The following is a 15,274-nucleotide window of genomic DNA, read 5'->3' as shown; positions in this document are numbered from 1 at the left end:
CGGGCGCAGGCCGATGGCACTTCTGGCTCCAACGACGTCGACAATCGACGCCAGAGGAAACCGCAGGAGGCCATCATGACCAAGCCCGAGTTCAGCCGCGCCGCGACCCCCAAGTTCAAGGCGCGCTACGACAACTTCATCGGCGGACAGTGGGTCGCGCCCGTCAACGGCCGCTATTTTGAGAACACCTCCCCGGTGAACGGCCGCGTCCTGTGCGAGGTCGCACGATCGGACGCGGCCGACGTCGAAATGGCCTTGGACGCCGCTCACGCCGCCAAGGACGACTGGGGGCGAACCAGCGTCGCCGAACGCGCCGTCATCCTGAACAAGATCGCCGACCGGATCGAAGCCAATCTGCAAGCCGTCGCAGAGGCGGAGACCTGGGACAACGGCAAGCCGGTGCGCGAGACCTCGGCCGCCGACATCCCCCTGGCGATCGACCATTTCCGCTACTTCGCCGGCTGCATCCGGGCGCAGGAAGGCGGGATTTCGGAACTGGACCACGACACGGTCGCCTATCATTTCCATGAGCCGCTGGGCGTGGTGGGGCAGATCATCCCCTGGAACTTCCCGATCCTGATGGCGGCCTGGAAGATCGCTCCGGCCCTGGCGGCGGGCAACTGCATCGTGCTGAAGCCGGCGGAACAGACGCCGGCGTCCATCCTCGTGGTGGTCGAACTGATCCAGGATTTGCTGCCGGCCGGCGTGCTGAACATCGTTTCGGGTACGGGCGCCGAGGTAGGCGAGCCATTGGCCACCAATCCGCGCATCGCCAAGATCGCCTTCACGGGCTCGACCGCCGTTGGTCAGAAGATCATGCAGTATGCGACCCAGAACCTGATTCCGGTCACGCTGGAGCTCGGCGGCAAGTCGCCGAACATCTTCTTCAAAGACGTGATGGATCACGACGACGCCTATCTGGACAAGGCGCTGGAAGGCTTCGCCATGTTCGCGCTCAATCAGGGCGAGGTCTGCACCTGCCCCAGCCGCGCTCTGATCCATGAGGACATCTATGAGGCCTTCATCGAGAAGGCGATCGCCCGGGTGGAAGCCATCGTTCAAGGCGACCCTCTGGACCCGGCGACCATGGTCGGCGCCCAGGCCTCGGACCAGCAGCTGAAGAAGATCCTCGGCTATCTGAAGCTCGGCAGGGAGGAGGGGGCCGAGGTCCTGACCGGCGGCGATCAGGCCGCGCTCAAGGACGATCTGGCCGGCGGCTACTACGTCAAGCCCACCGTGTTCAAAGGCACCAACGATATGCGGATCTTCCAGGAGGAGATCTTCGGTCCGGTCCTGGCGGTCACGACCTTCAAGACTTTTGAAGAGGCCATGGAAATCGCCAACGACACCGAATACGGCCTGGGCGCCGGGGTGTGGTCGCGCGACATGAACACCGCCTATCGCGCCGGTCGCGCCATCCAGGCGGGACGGGTCTGGACCAACTGCTATCACCAGTATCCGGCCCATGCGGCCTTCGGCGGCTACAAGAAGTCGGGCATCGGGCGGGAGAACCACCGCATGATGCTGGACCACTATCAGCAGACCAAGAACCTGTTGGTCAGCTACAGCCCAGACAAGTTGGGCTTCTTCTGATCTGCATCAAGGATGGCCGGTCCCGGATCGGTCATCCTGTGATCGCTCTCTGATCCATCGGTTCGGAGAGCATACGTCCCAAGAGGGCGGGCCGGTGTCCTGCTTCCGGCCCGCCTGTCCCCTAAAATGACGAGGATGTTCCATGCCCAGAACCATGAAGGCCGCCGTCGTGCGCGCGTTCGGTCAGCCGCTGACCATCGAAGAGGTTGCGGTGCCCGAGCCGGGTCCAGGTCAGATCCAGGTCAAGATCGAGGCGTCGGGCGTCTGCCACACCGATATGCACGCGGCCGAGGGCGATTGGCCGGTCAAGCCGAATCCGCCCTTCATTCCGGGCCACGAGGGCGTCGGCTATGTCTCGGCGGTCGGGGCGGGGGTCACACTGGTCAAGGAAGGCGACCGGGTCGGTGTGCCGTGGCTGTATTCGGCCTGCGGTCATTGCAAACACTGCCTGGGCGGCTGGGAGACCCTGTGTCATGACCAGCAGAACACCGGATATTCGGTCAATGGCGGGTTCGCGGAATACGCCATCGCAGACCCCAACTACGTCGGCCATCTGCCGGCCAATGTCAGCTTCACCGACATCGCCCCGATCCTGTGCGCCGGGGTCACGGTCTATAAGGGGCTGAAGATGACGGACACCAAGCCGGGCGACTGGGTCGTGATTTCCGGCATCGGCGGCCTGGGCCATGTGGCGGTCCAGTACGCCAAGGCCATGGGGCTGAACGTCGCCGCCGTCGACGTGGACGACGCCAAGCTGGATCTGGCGCGACGGCTAGGCGCGACCGTCACCGTCAACGCCAAGACGTCCAACGATCCCGCCGCCGACATCAAGGCCCAGACCGACGGCGGCGCCCAGGGCGTGCTGGTCACAGCCGTCTCGCCCAAAGCGTTCGAACAGGCGGTCAACATGACCTCGCGCGGCGCGACCGTGGCGCTGAACGGCCTGCCGCCCGGCGACTTCCCCCTGTCTATCTTCGATATGGTGCTGAACGGAACCACAGTGCGCGGCTCGATCGTCGGCACCCGCCTAGACCTTCAGGAGGCGCTTCAGTTCGCTGCGGACGAGAAGGTCAAGGCCACGGTCTCGGTCGAGCCGCTGGAGAATGTGAACAGCATCTTCCAGCGGATGCGCGAAGGCCAGATCGAGGGCCGCGTCGTGATGACGATCTGAAGCGCGGCGACGGCTTAGCTGCCACCCGTGTGTGCGGGCAGCCTGGGCGCGCTGGGCCTCGCCGGCGCGCCTATCCTCCGATCAGGGCCAGCCAGTCGTCCTCGGTCAGCACCTGGACGCCGTGCTTTTCGGCGTCCTTCAGCTTGGAGCCGGCGCCCGGACCGGCGACGAGGTAGTCGGTCTTCTTGGACACCGAACCCGACACCTTTGCGCCCAGGCTTTCGGCGCGGGCCTTGGCCTCGTCCCGCGTGAAGCGTTCTAGGGCGCCGGTGAAGACGACGGTCTTGCCGGCGACCGTAGTGTCGGACTTGGGGCGTTCGGCGTCGAGGATCTCGGTCAGTTCGGCTTCGAGCGCGGCGACGACCTGCAGATTATGCGGCTCGTGGAAGAAGTGGGCCAAGGCCTCGGCGGCGACGGGACCGACGCCGGTGACGCCGGCGATTTGGTTCAGGATTTCAGACGGACCGTCCTCGCGCGCGACACGGGCCAGTTCGACCAGGCCGGCCCAGTCATGAACCATCGTCCCCAGAGACCGGCGGGCAGGGGCGGCCATGCCGGGGAAGGCCTGGCTGATCCTCATGTCCATCGTGGCCTCGGGCCAGGGATCGACGGCGGGGGGCGCGGCCTCGGCCATCAGGGTCAGGACGCGCGGCGATATGGCGTGGGCGGCCGCCAGGTCGGTCCAGGCGTCGGACGGCACGCCCGAAGCGGCCTGGAGGCAGGCGGCCTTCAGTGCGGGCCAGCTCTCGAAGGCGCGGGCCAGGACGATGGATGTCTGTTCGCCGATATCGCGGATTCCCAGGCCGAACAGGAACCGGTCCAACGAAATGACGCGACGGGCATCGATGCCGGCGACCAGATTGCGGATGCTGGTCTCGCCATAACCGTCGTCGCGCTCCAGTTCCTTCAGCCGCGCCTCGTCGCGCGCCAGTCGGAAGATGTCGGCCGGCTCCTTGATCCAGCCGCGTGCATGGAAGGCGACCAACTGCTTTTCGCCTAATCCTTCGATGTCAAAGGCGCGGCGGCCGACGAAATGCTTCAGCCGTTCGACGATCTGGGCGTCGCAGATCAGGCCACCGGTGCAGCGACGCTTGACCTCGTCGCCTTCACGCACGGCTTCCGAGCCGCAGACGGGGCAGTGTTCAGGGAAGGCATAGGGGACGGCGTCGGCGGGACGTAGCTCGGGGACCACGCCCAGGATCTGGGGGATGACGTCGCCGGCGCGTTGCAGGCGCACCGTGTCGCCGATACGGACATCCAGACGGTCGATCTCGTCTTCGTTGTGCAGGGTGGCGTTGCGCACCACCACGCCTCCGACGGTGACGGGGTGCAGGCGGGCGACGGGGGTCAGGGAGCCGGTGCGGCCGACCTGGATGTCGATGCCTTCCAGCACGGTGGTCGCCTGCTGGGCCGGGAACTTGTGGGCGATGGCCCAGCGAGGGCTGCGGGCGACGAAGCCCAGGCGGCGTTGCCAGTCGATGCGATCGACCTTGTAGACCACGCCGTCGATGTCATAGCCCAGGGTCGCGCGGTCGCGTTCCAGTTCGCGATAGACGGCGATCAGGCCCTCGGCGCCCTCGACCCGGCGCGAGCGGGCGTTGACGGGGAAGCCCCAGGCCTTAAGCTTTTGCAGGGCTTCCCACTGGGTCTCGGCGAAATCGCTGGAATGTTCGCCCCAGGCGTAGGCGAAGAAGTTCAGCGGACGTTTGGCGGTGATCCGGGCGTCCTTTTGGCGCAGGGAGCCGGCGGCGAAGTTGCGGGGGTTGGCGTAGGTCCGGCGGCCTTCCGCCTCGGCGGCGGCGTTGAAGGCGGCGAAGGCGTCATTAGGGGCATAGACCTCGCCCCGGATCTCGATCCGGTCTGGCCAGCCGTCGTCGGCCAGGGTCTGTTGGACATCGGCGATGGTGTTCAGATTGGCGGTGACGTCCTCGCCCGCGCGGCCGTCGCCGCGCGTGGCGCCGATCGTCAGCTTGCCGTCGACATAAAGAAGGTTGGCGGACAGGCCGTCGATCTTGGGCTCGGCGACGAAGGCGATGGGTTCGTCGGCCGGCAGTTTCAGGAAACGGGCGATCCGGGCCACGAAATCGCGCACCTCGCCCTCGTCGAAGGCGTTGTCCAGCGACAGCATGGGCACGCCGTGGCGGACTTCGGCGAACTGGGTTGAGGCGGCGGCGCCGACCTTGTTCGACGGAGAGTTAGGCCGGATCAAATCGGGGAAGGCGGTTTCGATCGCCAGGTTGCGCGCACGCAGGGCGTCGTATTCCGCGTCGGAAATCTCAGGCGTCGCCTCGTTGTACAGCGCGTCGTGACGGGCCATTTCGGCGGCGAGCCAGGCCAGGGCCTCGGCGGCCGACTCGGCGGTGAGGTCTTCGACGGGGACTTCGAGAGGAATCGCGTTGGCCATGGCCGCCCTCATATCATCTGACGCGCCGCCCGTGCATCGCGCAAAGCCGATGATGACAGAACCGTAGGCTGACGCGCCGTCCGCTCTTCGCTAGGTTCGCGCGTCCCTTCGGAGCCTGTATGACTCGTTCGACCCTCTGCCTTTTCGTCGCTGGCGCCGCACTGATCGTCAGCGGTTGCGCCGCCGTTCCCACGACAGCTCCGAGTGCGCCGAGCGCCGTCGCGCCGGTTTCCAGCCAACTGCTGGACGATGTTCGCATCCTGTCGGCCGACGATATGCAAGGTCGCGATACAGGCTCGGAAGGCGGCGAGCGCGCACGCGCCTACATCGTTTCGCGGCTGGAGGCCATGGGTGTTCAGCCGCCGCCGTTCGGGCGTTTGCAGCGGTTCGAGACACCGGGCCGCACGCGCGAGGGCGTGAAGACCTTCAGCGGCGTCAACATCGTCGGCCTGATCCCCGGTACCCGCGTCGCCGACCGCTATATCGTCGTGACGGCCCATTATGACCATGTCGGCGTCAATGACGGCCAGATCTTCCACGGGGCCGACGACAATGCCTCGGGCGTGGCGACGATGCTGGAGCTGGCGGCGCGACTGAAGGCCCAACCGCCGGAGCACAGCGTGCTGATCGTCGCGCTGGACGGCGAGGAGCGGGGGCTGTTGGGCGCCCGAGAGTTCGTCAAGGCGCCGCCGGTGCCGCTGTCGTCACTGAGCCTGAACCTGAACTTCGACATGACGGCGCGGGCGGAGACCGACGGCCATCTGTGGGTCACCGGGACCTATCAGAATCCGAATCTGCGCCCCGTGCTGGAGGCCGTGGCGCCGAACGGCGCCGTGTCCTTCGCCTTCGGCAAGGACACCCCGCAGGATACGGGCGAGAACAATTGGGTCGACGCCTCCGATCATGGCGCCTTCCATGAGGCCGGCGTAACCTTCCTGTACATGGGCGTCGATTATCATCCCGATTATCATCGACCGAGCGACACCTTCGACCGGATCACTCCTTCGTTCTTCACCAGTGCGACCGAGATCGCTATCGCCGGGTTCCGCGCCTTGGATCAGGCGCTTGATCGATGAAGTCCTCATGGGTGGTCGTCGCGGTCGCGGGCTTGCTGAGCCTGGCGGCATGCGAGCGGCGCGACGCCGCGACACCGACGTCGACGCAGGACGCGGCGTTCCGGCATCGTCTGAGCGGTGATATTTCGGGCGACTATCGCCCGACAGGTGAATGGGAGATGCAGCCCGTGGCATCGCTGTTCATCGGACAGGATGAGGCCTTCGCCGCCTGGGAAGGTGGGGCCCGCGCTTCGCCGCCGCTGATCCTGTCGCTGACCGGCCAGCAAGGCGAGGCCACGGTCTTGCCGGACGCCTATGTCGTCACCAATGATCGGATTCAAATGCGCGGCTCCGCGCCCGGCATGGGCCCGGTGGAGTTGTCGGCTCGGATTGATCAGGGCGCTTTGGCGACGGCGCGGCGCAATCTCGGAGATCGGACGCCTGTTGTCACCGGGACGGTTTCGGTGAACGGCCGTCGCACGTCGTTCACGCTCAGTTGGTGGGGCGGCGACTGATCTAAACAAGCTGCGTTGACGGCGCGTCAAGATTGCCAATGGCGCAATCTCAGGTCATGGTGACGCTTGGGGGCGCTGGATGTCGATATCGGAATTGGCCGGGTGCGATGTAACGTCGACATGCGGTGTCGGTGCGCATCGACGCCGTGTTCGTCTCGACCCGACCCGCGCCATGGATATCGCATTCGCGCTGACAGGGCTGCTTCTGACCTGGCCGCTCTTCGTTTTGATCGCCCTCTGCGTCACGGCGCAGGACGGAGGGGCCGCGATCTTTCGCCAGCAACGGATCGGGCGCGACGGCCGACTATTCGACTGCCTCAAGTTTCGCTCGATGAGGATGGGCGCGGAGCAAGCCTTGCCGTCAGCCTCTGATCCGGAATGGCAGGCGATGCGAAAGCTGACACGCGACCCGCGCGTGACGCCGCTGGGCCGGCTGTTGCGACGGTCCAGCCTGGATGAACTGCCGCAGCTGATCAATGTGTTGAGGGGCGAGATGGCGCTGGTCGGCCCCCGACCGATCGTGATCGACGAGGCTGCGCGATATGGCCGACGACTGGCCGACTATTGCGCGGTGCCCCCGGGCCTGACGGGCTTGTGGCAGGTCTCCGGGCGCAACGCCGTGCCCTATCCGCGCCGTGTGGCGATGGACGTCTGGTTCGTCAGAAACCGCACCGTCGGCATCTATCTGGCGATACTGGCGCGCACGGTTCCGGCGGTGCTGAGCCGCCGGGGCGTGTCCTAGGGAAGACGCTGCTCAACGCCGTCGTCCGTGCCGATGATAGCGAGGTCCGCGAGGTCCAGGAACAGCCCGTGCTCAACCACGCCGGTGATCAATTTCAGATCGTCGGCCAGACGGACCGGATCGTGGATCGCCTTGCAGCCCGCATCATAGATCAGATTGCCGCCGTCTGTGCGGACCAGGCCGCGATCGGCCTGCCGCACCCGCGCCGGCTGGTTGATGTCGTGGTCGATCAGCACATCGGCGATGCGGTTGGCTGTCGTCTTGTGACCGAAGGCGACGACCTCGATCGGCAGCGGGAAGGTCCCCAGCACAGGCACGACCTTGGCCGCGTCGGCGATGACGATGCAGCGGGCCGAGGCCTCCCACACCAGCTTCTCGCGTAGCAGGGCCGCGCCGCCGCCCTTGATCAGCGCCAGGCCCGGCCCGATCTCGTCGGCGCCGTCCACGGTCAGGTCGATGCGCGGCGTGTCCTCCAGCGTCGACAACGTCAGCCCAAGTTCGCGCGCCAGGTCTGCGGTCTTTTCGGATGTCGGGACGCAACGCAGGCCGGGAAGGTTGCGCGCCGCCAACGCCTTGACGAACCAGGCGGCCGTCGAGCCAGTGCCCAGGCCGACGGTCATGCCCGCCTCGACGTGGGCGGCGGCGGCCTCGCCGGCGTTCTTCTTCTGGAGGTCGCTCATTTGGATTTCGCAGCCTTTTTCGCCTCGGCTTCGACACGGAAGGCCGCGGCCGCTTCGGGTTTGACGGTCTGGCGGGCGCGGCCGAAGGCCATGGCGTCGGCGGGCACGTCCTCGGTAATGACAGAGCCGGAGGCGATCAGGGCGCCGTCGCCAATGACCACCGGGGCCACCAAGCTGGAGTTCGATCCGATGAAGGCGCCAGCGCCGACTTGGGTCTGGGCTTTGTTGAAGCCGTCGTAGTTGCAGAAGATCGTCCCTGCGCCGACGTTGGCGCCCGCACCGACCGACCCGTCGCCAAGATAGGCCAGATGATTGGCCTTGGCGCCTTCCGCCATCCTGACGTTCTTGACCTCGACGAAGTTGCCGACCTTGACCCCCGTCGCCAGGTCCGCACCGGGACGCAAGCGCGCATAGGGACCGACTTCGGCGCCGGCCGCGACACGCGCGCCCTCGATATGGCTGAAGCTGCGAATGCGCGCGCCGCCCTCTATGACCGCGCCGGGGCCGAAAACCACGAACGGCTCGATCACGGTTCCGCCGCCGAGCTGAGTGTCCCAGGCGAAATGGACGGTGTCGGGCGCCGCCATTGTCACGCCGGCCGCCAGGAAGGTGTCGCGCTGCACGCTCTGGAACAAGGCTTCGGCCTGAGCCAGCTCGGCCTGGGAGTTGACGCCCATCACGGCGTCCTCTGCGGCGAAGACGGCGCGGGTCGGGTGGCCGCCCTGGCGCGCCAGAGCGACGACATCCGTCAGATAGTATTCGCCCTGGGCGTTTTCGTTCTTCACCTCGGCCAGCAGCGAGAAGAGCAAGGCCGCCGGCGCGGCCATGACGCCGGAGTTGCAGGCGGTGATGGCGAGAACGTCTGGCGACGCCTCTTTGGCCTCGGTGATGGCGGTCAGGGTGTCGCCGTCGACGATCAGACGGCCATAGGCGCCGGGATCGCCAGCCTCGAACCCGATGACGGTGACGCCGTCGGCATTGAAAACGGGCTCGATGTCGGCGGCCTTTAGCAAAGGCACGTCGCCATAGGTGATGACCACCTCGCCGTCGAAGCCGGCCATGGCCTGTTCGGCGGCACGCACGGCGTGGCCGGTGCCGAGCGGCGGGTCCTGGACCGCAATGGCGGCCTCGCCCAGCCGTTTGACGACATGGGCCCGGACCTCGGGCGAGTGATTGCCGACCACGACGACGATGCGTTCGCACCCCAGGCCTTCCGCCGCATCGATGGCGTGGTCGAGCATGGCGCGGTGGGCGACGGGGTGCAGCACCTTGGGCAGCGGCGACTTCATCCGCGTGCCCTGGCCGGCGGCGAGAATGATGGCGGCGCGGGCGCGCGTCTGGCTGGTCATGAATCGTCTCGCAGTCTAGTCGTCCTGCGATCTAGCCCATCATGCGGGCCAGCGGGAGATGTGGATGAGCGATCGCGACCTGGAAGGCTGGACCATCGCCTTCGACCTGGATGGCACGCTGGTCGATTCCGCCCCGGACCTGATCGGCACGCTGAACCGGATGCTGGTCGAGGAGGGGCTGCCGCCCGTGCCGATGGAGTCCGCCTCGACCCTGATCGGATCAGGCGCGCGGGCGCTGCTGGTGCACGGCTTCGAAGCCGCCGGCGCGCCGGTCGAGCGGGCCAAGTCGGACGAACTGTTCGAGCGGTTCCTGGTCGATTACGCCGCCCATATCGCCGACGGCTCGCAGCCCTTCGAGGGTGTGGTCGAGACGCTGGAGCGTCTGACCGCGCGGGGCGCAATCCTGGTTGTGGCCACCAACAAGCGTTCGGACCTGTCGGAGCTGTTGTTGGGCAAGCTGGACCTGACACGACATTTCGCCGACATTGTCGGCCCGGATCGGGTCAGCGCGCGCAAGCCCTCGGGCGCCCATCTGAAGGAGGCCGTCGCCATCGCAGGCGGCGATCCCGAACGGGCCATCATGGTGGGAGACGCCGCGCCGGACGCGGATGCCGCCAAAGACGCCGGCATGCCCTGCATTCTGACGACCTTCGGCTTTACGCCGACGCCCGTCGAAGACCTGGGCGGGGACGTGCTGATCGACGCTTTCGAGGACGTCGAAGAGGCGATCGACGGCATCCTCTCCGACTTCTACGTAAAGCGGGCGCTGAAATTCTGAAGCCAGCCGACAGGAAATCTGTCGCCTGAATGATCGCTGCTGCGGTTGCGGATCGCCATGGCGATGGACAGATTGGCGCACCCCTGTTGAAAGTGCCGTCATGCTCGCTCGCTTTTTCAAGATTCCGCTGTGGCAGCGGACCGCCGCCGGCTTCATCCTTGGCATCATCGCCGGGCTGATCCTGCGCGAGCGGGCCGAGACCTGGCTTCAGCCGATCGGCGACGTCTATCTGAACCTGATCCGGATGGTGGTGGCGCCGCTGGTCCTGTTCACCATCGCCAGCTCCATCGCCAAGCTGGGGGAAGGGGCGGGGGCCGTGCGGCTCGGGGTGCGGACCATCCTCTGGTTCGCCGGCACGTCGCTGCTGGCGGTGCTTGTCGGTTTCGCCTTCGGTCACATCATCAATCCGGGCGTCGGCCTGTCCAACCTGCCGCTGGGCGAGGTCAAGGAACGAGTGATCCCGACCCCGCTGGAAGTCTTGATCGGCGTCGTGCCGACCAATCCGTTCGCCGCGCTGGCCGAAGGCAAGGTGCTGCAGATCATCTTCTTCTCGGCCCTGGTTGGGATGGCGCTGGTGGCGCTGGGCGACCGGGCGCAGGGCGTTCGGCGTCTGGTGGATGAGGGCGCGGCCGTCATCTTCCGCATCACGCGCTGGGTGATCCAGTTGACGCCCATCGGCGTCTTCGGCCTGATCGGATCGGTCGTCGGCGGCTACGGCTGGGAGGCGCTGCTGCCCCTGGTGAAGTTCATTCTGGCCCTCTACGCCGCCTGCCTGTTCCACATCCTGATCGTCTATTCGGGCCTGCTGAAGGTGCATGGGCTGAAGGTGACCAGCTTCTTCCGCGGCGCCTTCGCGGCCCAGCAGACCGCATTTGCGACCTCGTCCTCGCTCGGGACGTTGCCGATCACCCTGCGCCAGACGGTGGAGCGGCTGGGCGTGCCCCAGGCCTACGCCGCCTTCGCCGTGCCCCTGGGGGCCAATGTGAAGATGGACGGGTGCGGGGCTATCTATCCGGCCATCGCCTCGATCTTCATCGCCCAGTATTTCAAGATCGATCTGACGCTGACTCAGTACGTCCTGATCGGCCTGACGGCGGTGCTCGGGTCGCTGGGGACCGCCGGCGTGCCCGGGACCAGCATCGTCATGCTCACCCTGACCCTGTCGACCGCCGGCCTGCCGCTGGAAGGCATCGGCTATATCGTCGCCATCGACCGGATCATCGACATGATGCGCACCGCGACCAATGTGACCGGCCAGATGCTGGTGCCGGTGCTGGTCGCCAAGGAAGAGGGCATCCTCAACCAGGACATCTATAACGGTCACGTCGCCTGGCTGCCGGGCGACCCGGAAGCCGATACGCCCGAAGGCGTTCGCGCCGCCGGAATCTGAAACAGGCGCTTGCGCGGGGCCGGCGACCGGGCTATGTCGCCGCCTCCGCAAGGCAAGGACGCGTAGCTCAGCGGGAGAGCACCTCGTTCACACCGAGGGGGTCACAGGTTCAATCCCTGTCGCGTCCACCATCTCCAATCCGATTTGATCCTGGCCTTGCGTCGCCCAGTCCTTGGGCCACTCGCCCGTGACGTAACGGTAGGCGAGGGCCAATGCGCCGATAAGGCCGGCGGACACCCCCGCGGTCGGCTCCGCGATGTAGGTCTTCATATCCAGATCCCGCAGGCTCGCGTCATAGCCGCCAAGCTGTCTCACCAGCGCCTGTCTGACTAGATCGTACATGTGCGGCTGCATCACGCCGCCGCCGATGATGATTCGCTCCGGCCGCAGCGTGTAGGTCAGGTTGGTGCACAGGCCGGCGATATATTCCGCCGCCATCGGCCAGGCCGGATGATCGTGAGAAAAAGTCTCCGCTGCCGCGCCCCAGCGCGTTTGCAGCGCCGGCCCGCTCGCCAAGCCTTCCAGGCAGTCGCCATGGAAGGGGCAGACGCCGGAGAACGTCTCGTCGCCCTTGGTGCGGGGCAGCCGGATATGACCGGCTTCGGGGTGGTTCGCCCCGCCATGCGGCGCGCCGTCGATCATCACCCCAACCCCCACGCCCGTGCCGACCGTGACGTAACAGAAGCTCTCCAGTCCTTGCCCGCTGCCGAACAGGCGTTCACCGACGGCCGCGCCGTTCACGTCGGTGTCCAGCGTGATTGGAACATCGAGGCGGCGACGCAGACGCGCCAACAGGTTGACGTCGCTCCATCCTGGCTTGGGCGTGCTGGTGATGGCGCCGAAATCCGGCGCGTCGGGCTGCAACGACAGAGGGCCGAAACTGACGATCGCCAGCGCAGAGAGCCGGCCGTGCCTCGACTGAGCGTCGACAAAGAAGGCCGCGACTGCATCGAGCGTCTCGTCGGGCGACGTCGCCGGGATACGGATCTGGTCGATGATCACGCCGTCGGCGCTGGCGACGCCGCAGATGAACTTGGTGCCGCCGGCTTCGACACCGCCGAGGAGGATGGGTTGGGTCGACATGGGCGCCTGCCTTTCGGGTGCGACGAAGGTTCGCGGGACTGAACATCGAATAGGGCCAAGCGTTCAGACCCCATGACCCTTCTAGCCCGCCTGTTCATCGCCTTCGACGCCGCCGCCAAGATTTTGACGCGCAAGGAGAGACTGCTGTGAGCCGCTTTTGCGTGGTGCGGGATTTGGCGATTGCGTCCGGCCCAATGCATCGCCACCTTCACCGCAAGATCACGATAAGAGACGAGGACGCCGATGGCTCGCAAACCCAACTACAGCTTTGAGCGTCAGGAACGCGAGCGCGCCGCAGCGCTGAAGGCGGCCGAGAAGGCGGCGGCGAAGGCTGAGCGCAAGGCTGAAGCTGCGGCGGAAAAGTCGCCTTCTTCGGAAGACTGACCTTTCGCGGCAAAATCCTCCTGGCTTTTCGTTGTTTGAATAGGCGCGAAGTCCTATTCTTGCTCGATGACACGCTGGACACCCGAAAGCTGGAGAACCAAGACCGCCCTGCACATGCCGGCGGACTATCCGGATCCCGCCGCCCTTGCGCGAGTGGAAGACGAGTTGCGCGCCTTGCCGCCGCTGGTCTTCGCCGGCGAAGCGCGGCGCCTGACGTCGAAGCTGGCGCAGGTCGAGCGGGGCGATGCCTTCCTGCTGCAGGGCGGCGACTGCGCTGAGAGCTTCAAGGAGTTCTCGACCGACAATATCCGCGACACCTTCCGCCTGATCCTTCAGATGGCGGTCGTACTGACCTTCGCCGGACGCAAGCCGGTGGTGAAGGTGGGGCGGATCGCGGGCCAGTTCGCCAAGCCCCGCTCGTCGCCGCTGGAAGAGATCGACGGCGTCGAACTGCCCAGCTATCGCGGCGACATCATCAACGGCATGGGGTTCACGCCGGAAGAGCGCGCGCCCGATCCGCAGCGTCTGATCCGCGCCTACAACCAGTCGGCCTCGACGCTGAATCTGCTGCGAGCCTTCGCGGGCGGCGGCTATGCCGACCTGTACAACATCCATCGCTGGACCCTGGGCTTCGCCGGAGACAACGCCGCCGGCGCCCAGTACCGTGAGCTGGCCGATAAGATCACCGAGGCCCTGGCGTTCATGGAAGCGGTCGGCGTTACGCCCGAAACGCATCCGGATCTGAGCCGGGTCGAGGTCTTCACCAGCCATGAGGCCCTGCTGCTCAACGTCGAAAGCGCCCTGACGCGTCTGGATGGCGGTTCCGGCGAATGGTTCGACACCTCGGCCCATATGCTGTGGATCGGCGAGCGCACGCGTCAGCTGGACGGCGCCCACGTCGAATTCATGAAGGGGATCAAGAATCCCATCGGCGTGAAGTGCGGACCGACCATGACGGCCGACGATCTGCTGCCGCTGATCGACGCCCTGAATCCGGACAATGTCTCGGGACGCCTGACCCTGATTGGACGCTTCGGTCACGATAAGGTCGGCGAGCGCCTGCCCAAGCTGATGCGCGAAGTGAAAGCCTCGGGCCGCAAGGTGATCTGGTCCATCGACCCGATGCACGGCAACACGTTGAAGGCCGGCAATGGCTACAAGACCCGGCCGTTCGACCGGATTATGGGCGAGGTGAGAACCTTCATCGACGTGGCCGAGGCGGAAGGAGTCCACCCCGGCGGCGTCCACCTGGAAATGACCGGCCAGAACGTCACCGAGTGCATCGGCGGCGCTCAGGCGGTCACCGAGGATGACTTGTCCAACCGCTATCACACCCACTGCGACCCGCGCCTGAACGCCGACCAGGCGCTGGAGCTGGCCTTCTTGGTCGCGGAGCGGCTGAAGGCCGGGCGGGTGGCGCAGTCGGCGGCGGCCTAGCCGTAGTCAGCGCCCCAAATGCGGGCCGATCCGGTCATGGTGACGCCACCGAGGCAGCGCCAGATCGATCCGAGACCGAGGGAGTGATCGATGCAAGTAGCGGCTCCAACTGAGGAAAAGCCCGGCCGGGTCGCCTATCAGGGCGCGCCTGGATCGTTCAGCCATGAGGCCTGTCTGGCCCTGCGTCCTTGGGACGAGGCTGTGGCGTTCGAAACCTTCGCCCAGGCCCTGGATGCGCTGCGCGCCGGCGACTGCGGTTGCGCCCTGATCCCGGTCGAGAACTCGACCATCGGCGTGGTCGAGCCGGCGGCGACGTTGGTCGGTGCGCTTGGCGTGGAGCCGGTCGCCCAGGTCTGGCGGCCGATCCGTCATGCGCTGATGGCGATCGACGGCGCGCGTCTGTCCGATATCCGCACGGTCGAGAGCCACCCCATCGCCCTGGCGCAGTGCAAGGACACGCTGGCCGGTTTGAATGTCGAGGTCATCGAGCATTTCGATACCGCAGGCGCGGCGCGCGATGTCGCCGAAGCGGACGATCCGACGCGGGCGGCCATCGCTCCCATCGGCGCCGCAGAGGTCTATGGTCTGTCGATCCTGCGCAACGATTTGCAGGATTCCAGTAACAATCAGACGCGTTTTGTCCTGTTGAGCCTGCCCGAGGGTTGACGGCGCACGGTCTTTGCGTCCTTAAGA

The 15,274-nt window shown here is 66.3% G+C and carries 14 protein-coding genes and 1 tRNA gene; 11 read left to right on the top strand and 4 right to left on the bottom strand.

What is annotated here, in order from left to right; genetic code table 11:
• Window positions 1-75 precede the first annotated feature (75 nt).
• A complete protein-coding gene (gene exaC, locus JX001_RS12110) occupies window positions 76-1,593 on the top strand; it encodes an acetaldehyde dehydrogenase ExaC (protein ID WP_205681201.1) in 1,518 nt (505 codons plus the stop codon).
• A 142-nt stretch (window positions 1,594-1,735) separates the two neighbouring features.
• Window positions 1,736-2,764 carry an alcohol dehydrogenase AdhP gene (adhP, locus tag JX001_RS12105; protein WP_205681200.1) on the top strand — a complete coding sequence of 343 codons (1,029 nt, stop codon included), beginning with the start codon at window positions 1,736-1,738 and terminating at the stop codon, window positions 2,762-2,764.
• 70 nt (window positions 2,765-2,834) lie between these two features.
• Here adhP and ligA read toward each other — a convergent pair whose 3' ends face one another.
• Window positions 2,835-5,168, bottom strand: a complete 2,334-nt coding sequence (ligA, locus tag JX001_RS12100; RefSeq protein WP_205681199.1) for an NAD-dependent DNA ligase LigA — start codon at window positions 5,166-5,168, stop codon at window positions 2,835-2,837.
• Between the two features lie 119 nt (window positions 5,169-5,287).
• On the opposite strand from ligA, the gene JX001_RS12095 reads away from it, so the two are divergent.
• The 3 genes from JX001_RS12095 to JX001_RS12085 all read left to right on the top strand — a co-directional run bounded on the left by JX001_RS12095 (window position 5,288) and on the right by JX001_RS12085 (window position 7,480).
• Window positions 5,288-6,244, top strand: coding sequence for a M28 family peptidase (locus tag JX001_RS12095; RefSeq protein WP_205681198.1), 957 nt, complete (start codon window positions 5,288-5,290; stop codon window positions 6,242-6,244).
• A gap of 11 nt (window positions 6,245-6,255) precedes the next feature.
• Window positions 6,256-6,738: a hypothetical protein gene (locus JX001_RS12090; RefSeq protein ID WP_241004633.1), complete on the top strand. Its 483-nt coding sequence runs from the start codon at window positions 6,256-6,258 to the stop codon at window positions 6,736-6,738.
• 172 nt (window positions 6,739-6,910) lie between these two features.
• Window positions 6,911-7,480: a sugar transferase gene (locus JX001_RS12085; RefSeq protein WP_205681196.1), complete on the top strand. Its 570-nt coding sequence runs from the start codon at window positions 6,911-6,913 to the stop codon at window positions 7,478-7,480.
• Here JX001_RS12085 and rpiA read toward each other — a convergent pair.
• Complete coding sequence (rpiA, locus tag JX001_RS12080) at window positions 7,477-8,160, bottom strand: ribose-5-phosphate isomerase RpiA (protein WP_205681195.1); 684 nt, start codon at window positions 8,158-8,160, stop codon at window positions 7,477-7,479. The two genes, JX001_RS12085 and rpiA, sit on opposite strands and share 4 nt — an antisense overlap.
• Window positions 8,157-9,509, bottom strand: a complete 1,353-nt coding sequence (gene glmU / locus JX001_RS12075) for a bifunctional UDP-N-acetylglucosamine diphosphorylase/glucosamine-1-phosphate N-acetyltransferase GlmU (protein WP_205681194.1) — start codon at window positions 9,507-9,509, stop codon at window positions 8,157-8,159. The genes rpiA and glmU overlap by 4 nt, the downstream gene beginning before the upstream one ends.
• Window positions 9,510-9,573: 64 nt before the next feature.
• Between glmU and JX001_RS12070 the strand changes: the two genes are divergently transcribed.
• From JX001_RS12070 to JX001_RS12060, 3 genes are all read left to right on the top strand, one after another.
• Complete coding sequence (locus tag JX001_RS12070; RefSeq protein ID WP_205681193.1) at window positions 9,574-10,287, top strand: HAD-IA family hydrolase; 714 nt, start codon at window positions 9,574-9,576, stop codon at window positions 10,285-10,287.
• 100 nt (window positions 10,288-10,387) lie between these two features.
• The gene (locus JX001_RS12065; RefSeq protein WP_205681192.1) at window positions 10,388-11,677 is read left to right on the top strand and encodes a dicarboxylate/amino acid:cation symporter; all 1,290 of its coding nucleotides are present in this window, start codon (window positions 10,388-10,390) and stop codon (window positions 11,675-11,677) included.
• 56 nt (window positions 11,678-11,733) lie between these two features.
• A tRNA-Val gene (locus JX001_RS12060) sits at window positions 11,734-11,808 on the top strand.
• Here the strand turns inward: JX001_RS12060 and JX001_RS12055 are convergent.
• Entirely contained in the window at window positions 11,765-12,760 is a 996-nt protein-coding gene (locus JX001_RS12055; RefSeq protein ID WP_205683177.1) for an ROK family protein, read from the bottom strand. The two genes, JX001_RS12060 and JX001_RS12055, sit on opposite strands and share 44 nt — an antisense overlap.
• Window positions 12,761-13,003: 243 nt before the next feature.
• Between JX001_RS12055 and JX001_RS12050 the strand changes: the two genes are divergently transcribed.
• The 3 genes from JX001_RS12050 (at window position 13,004) to JX001_RS12040 (ending at window position 15,247) form a co-directional block, all read left to right on the top strand.
• Window positions 13,004-13,144 carry a hypothetical protein gene (locus JX001_RS12050; RefSeq protein ID WP_165116349.1) on the top strand — a complete coding sequence of 47 codons (141 nt, stop codon included), beginning with the start codon at window positions 13,004-13,006 and terminating at the stop codon, window positions 13,142-13,144.
• Between the two features lie 66 nt (window positions 13,145-13,210).
• Window positions 13,211-14,581: a class II 3-deoxy-7-phosphoheptulonate synthase gene (locus JX001_RS12045; RefSeq protein ID WP_055808632.1), complete on the top strand. Its 1,371-nt coding sequence runs from the start codon at window positions 13,211-13,213 to the stop codon at window positions 14,579-14,581.
• A 90-nt stretch (window positions 14,582-14,671) separates the two neighbouring features.
• Complete coding sequence (locus JX001_RS12040) at window positions 14,672-15,247, top strand: prephenate dehydratase domain-containing protein (RefSeq protein WP_205681191.1); 576 nt, start codon at window positions 14,672-14,674, stop codon at window positions 15,245-15,247.
• Window positions 15,248-15,274 lie beyond the last annotated feature (27 nt).

The sequence above is a fragment of the Brevundimonas fontaquae genome (assembly GCF_017086445.1).
GTDB classification, from domain to species: Bacteria; Pseudomonadota; Alphaproteobacteria; order Caulobacterales; family Caulobacteraceae; genus Brevundimonas; species Brevundimonas fontaquae.
This window is presented reverse-complemented; position numbering and strand designations above follow the sequence as displayed.

Bases quoted from the DNA above. Each gene is read 5' to 3' on its own strand.
- JX001_RS12070 (WP_205681193.1), top strand. From the start codon at position 9,574: ATGAGCGATCGCGACCTGGAAGGCTGGACCATCGCCTTCGACCTGGAT.
- JX001_RS12050 (WP_165116349.1), top strand. From the start codon at position 13,004: ATGGCTCGCAAACCCAACTACAGCTTTGAGCGTCAGGAACGCGAGCGC.
- rpiA (WP_205681195.1), bottom strand. From the start codon at position 8,160: ATGAGCGACCTCCAGAAGAAGAACGCCGGCGAGGCCGCCGCCGCCCAC.
- exaC (WP_205681201.1), top strand. From the start codon at position 76: ATGACCAAGCCCGAGTTCAGCCGCGCCGCGACCCCCAAGTTCAAGGCG.
- JX001_RS12095 (WP_205681198.1), top strand. From the start codon at position 5,288: ATGACTCGTTCGACCCTCTGCCTTTTCGTCGCTGGCGCCGCACTGATC.
- glmU (WP_205681194.1), bottom strand. From the start codon at position 9,509: ATGACCAGCCAGACGCGCGCCCGCGCCGCCATCATTCTCGCCGCCGGC.
- adhP (WP_205681200.1), top strand. From the start codon at position 1,736: ATGCCCAGAACCATGAAGGCCGCCGTCGTGCGCGCGTTCGGTCAGCCG.
- JX001_RS12085 (WP_205681196.1), top strand. From the start codon at position 6,911: ATGGATATCGCATTCGCGCTGACAGGGCTGCTTCTGACCTGGCCGCTC.
- JX001_RS12040 (WP_205681191.1), top strand. From the start codon at position 14,672: ATGCAAGTAGCGGCTCCAACTGAGGAAAAGCCCGGCCGGGTCGCCTAT.
- JX001_RS12065 (WP_205681192.1), top strand. From the start codon at position 10,388: ATGCTCGCTCGCTTTTTCAAGATTCCGCTGTGGCAGCGGACCGCCGCC.
- JX001_RS12045 (WP_055808632.1), top strand. From the start codon at position 13,211: ATGACACGCTGGACACCCGAAAGCTGGAGAACCAAGACCGCCCTGCAC.
- JX001_RS12055 (WP_205683177.1), bottom strand. From the start codon at position 12,760: ATGTCGACCCAACCCATCCTCCTCGGCGGTGTCGAAGCCGGCGGCACC.
- ligA (WP_205681199.1), bottom strand. From the start codon at position 5,168: ATGGCCAACGCGATTCCTCTCGAAGTCCCCGTCGAAGACCTCACCGCC.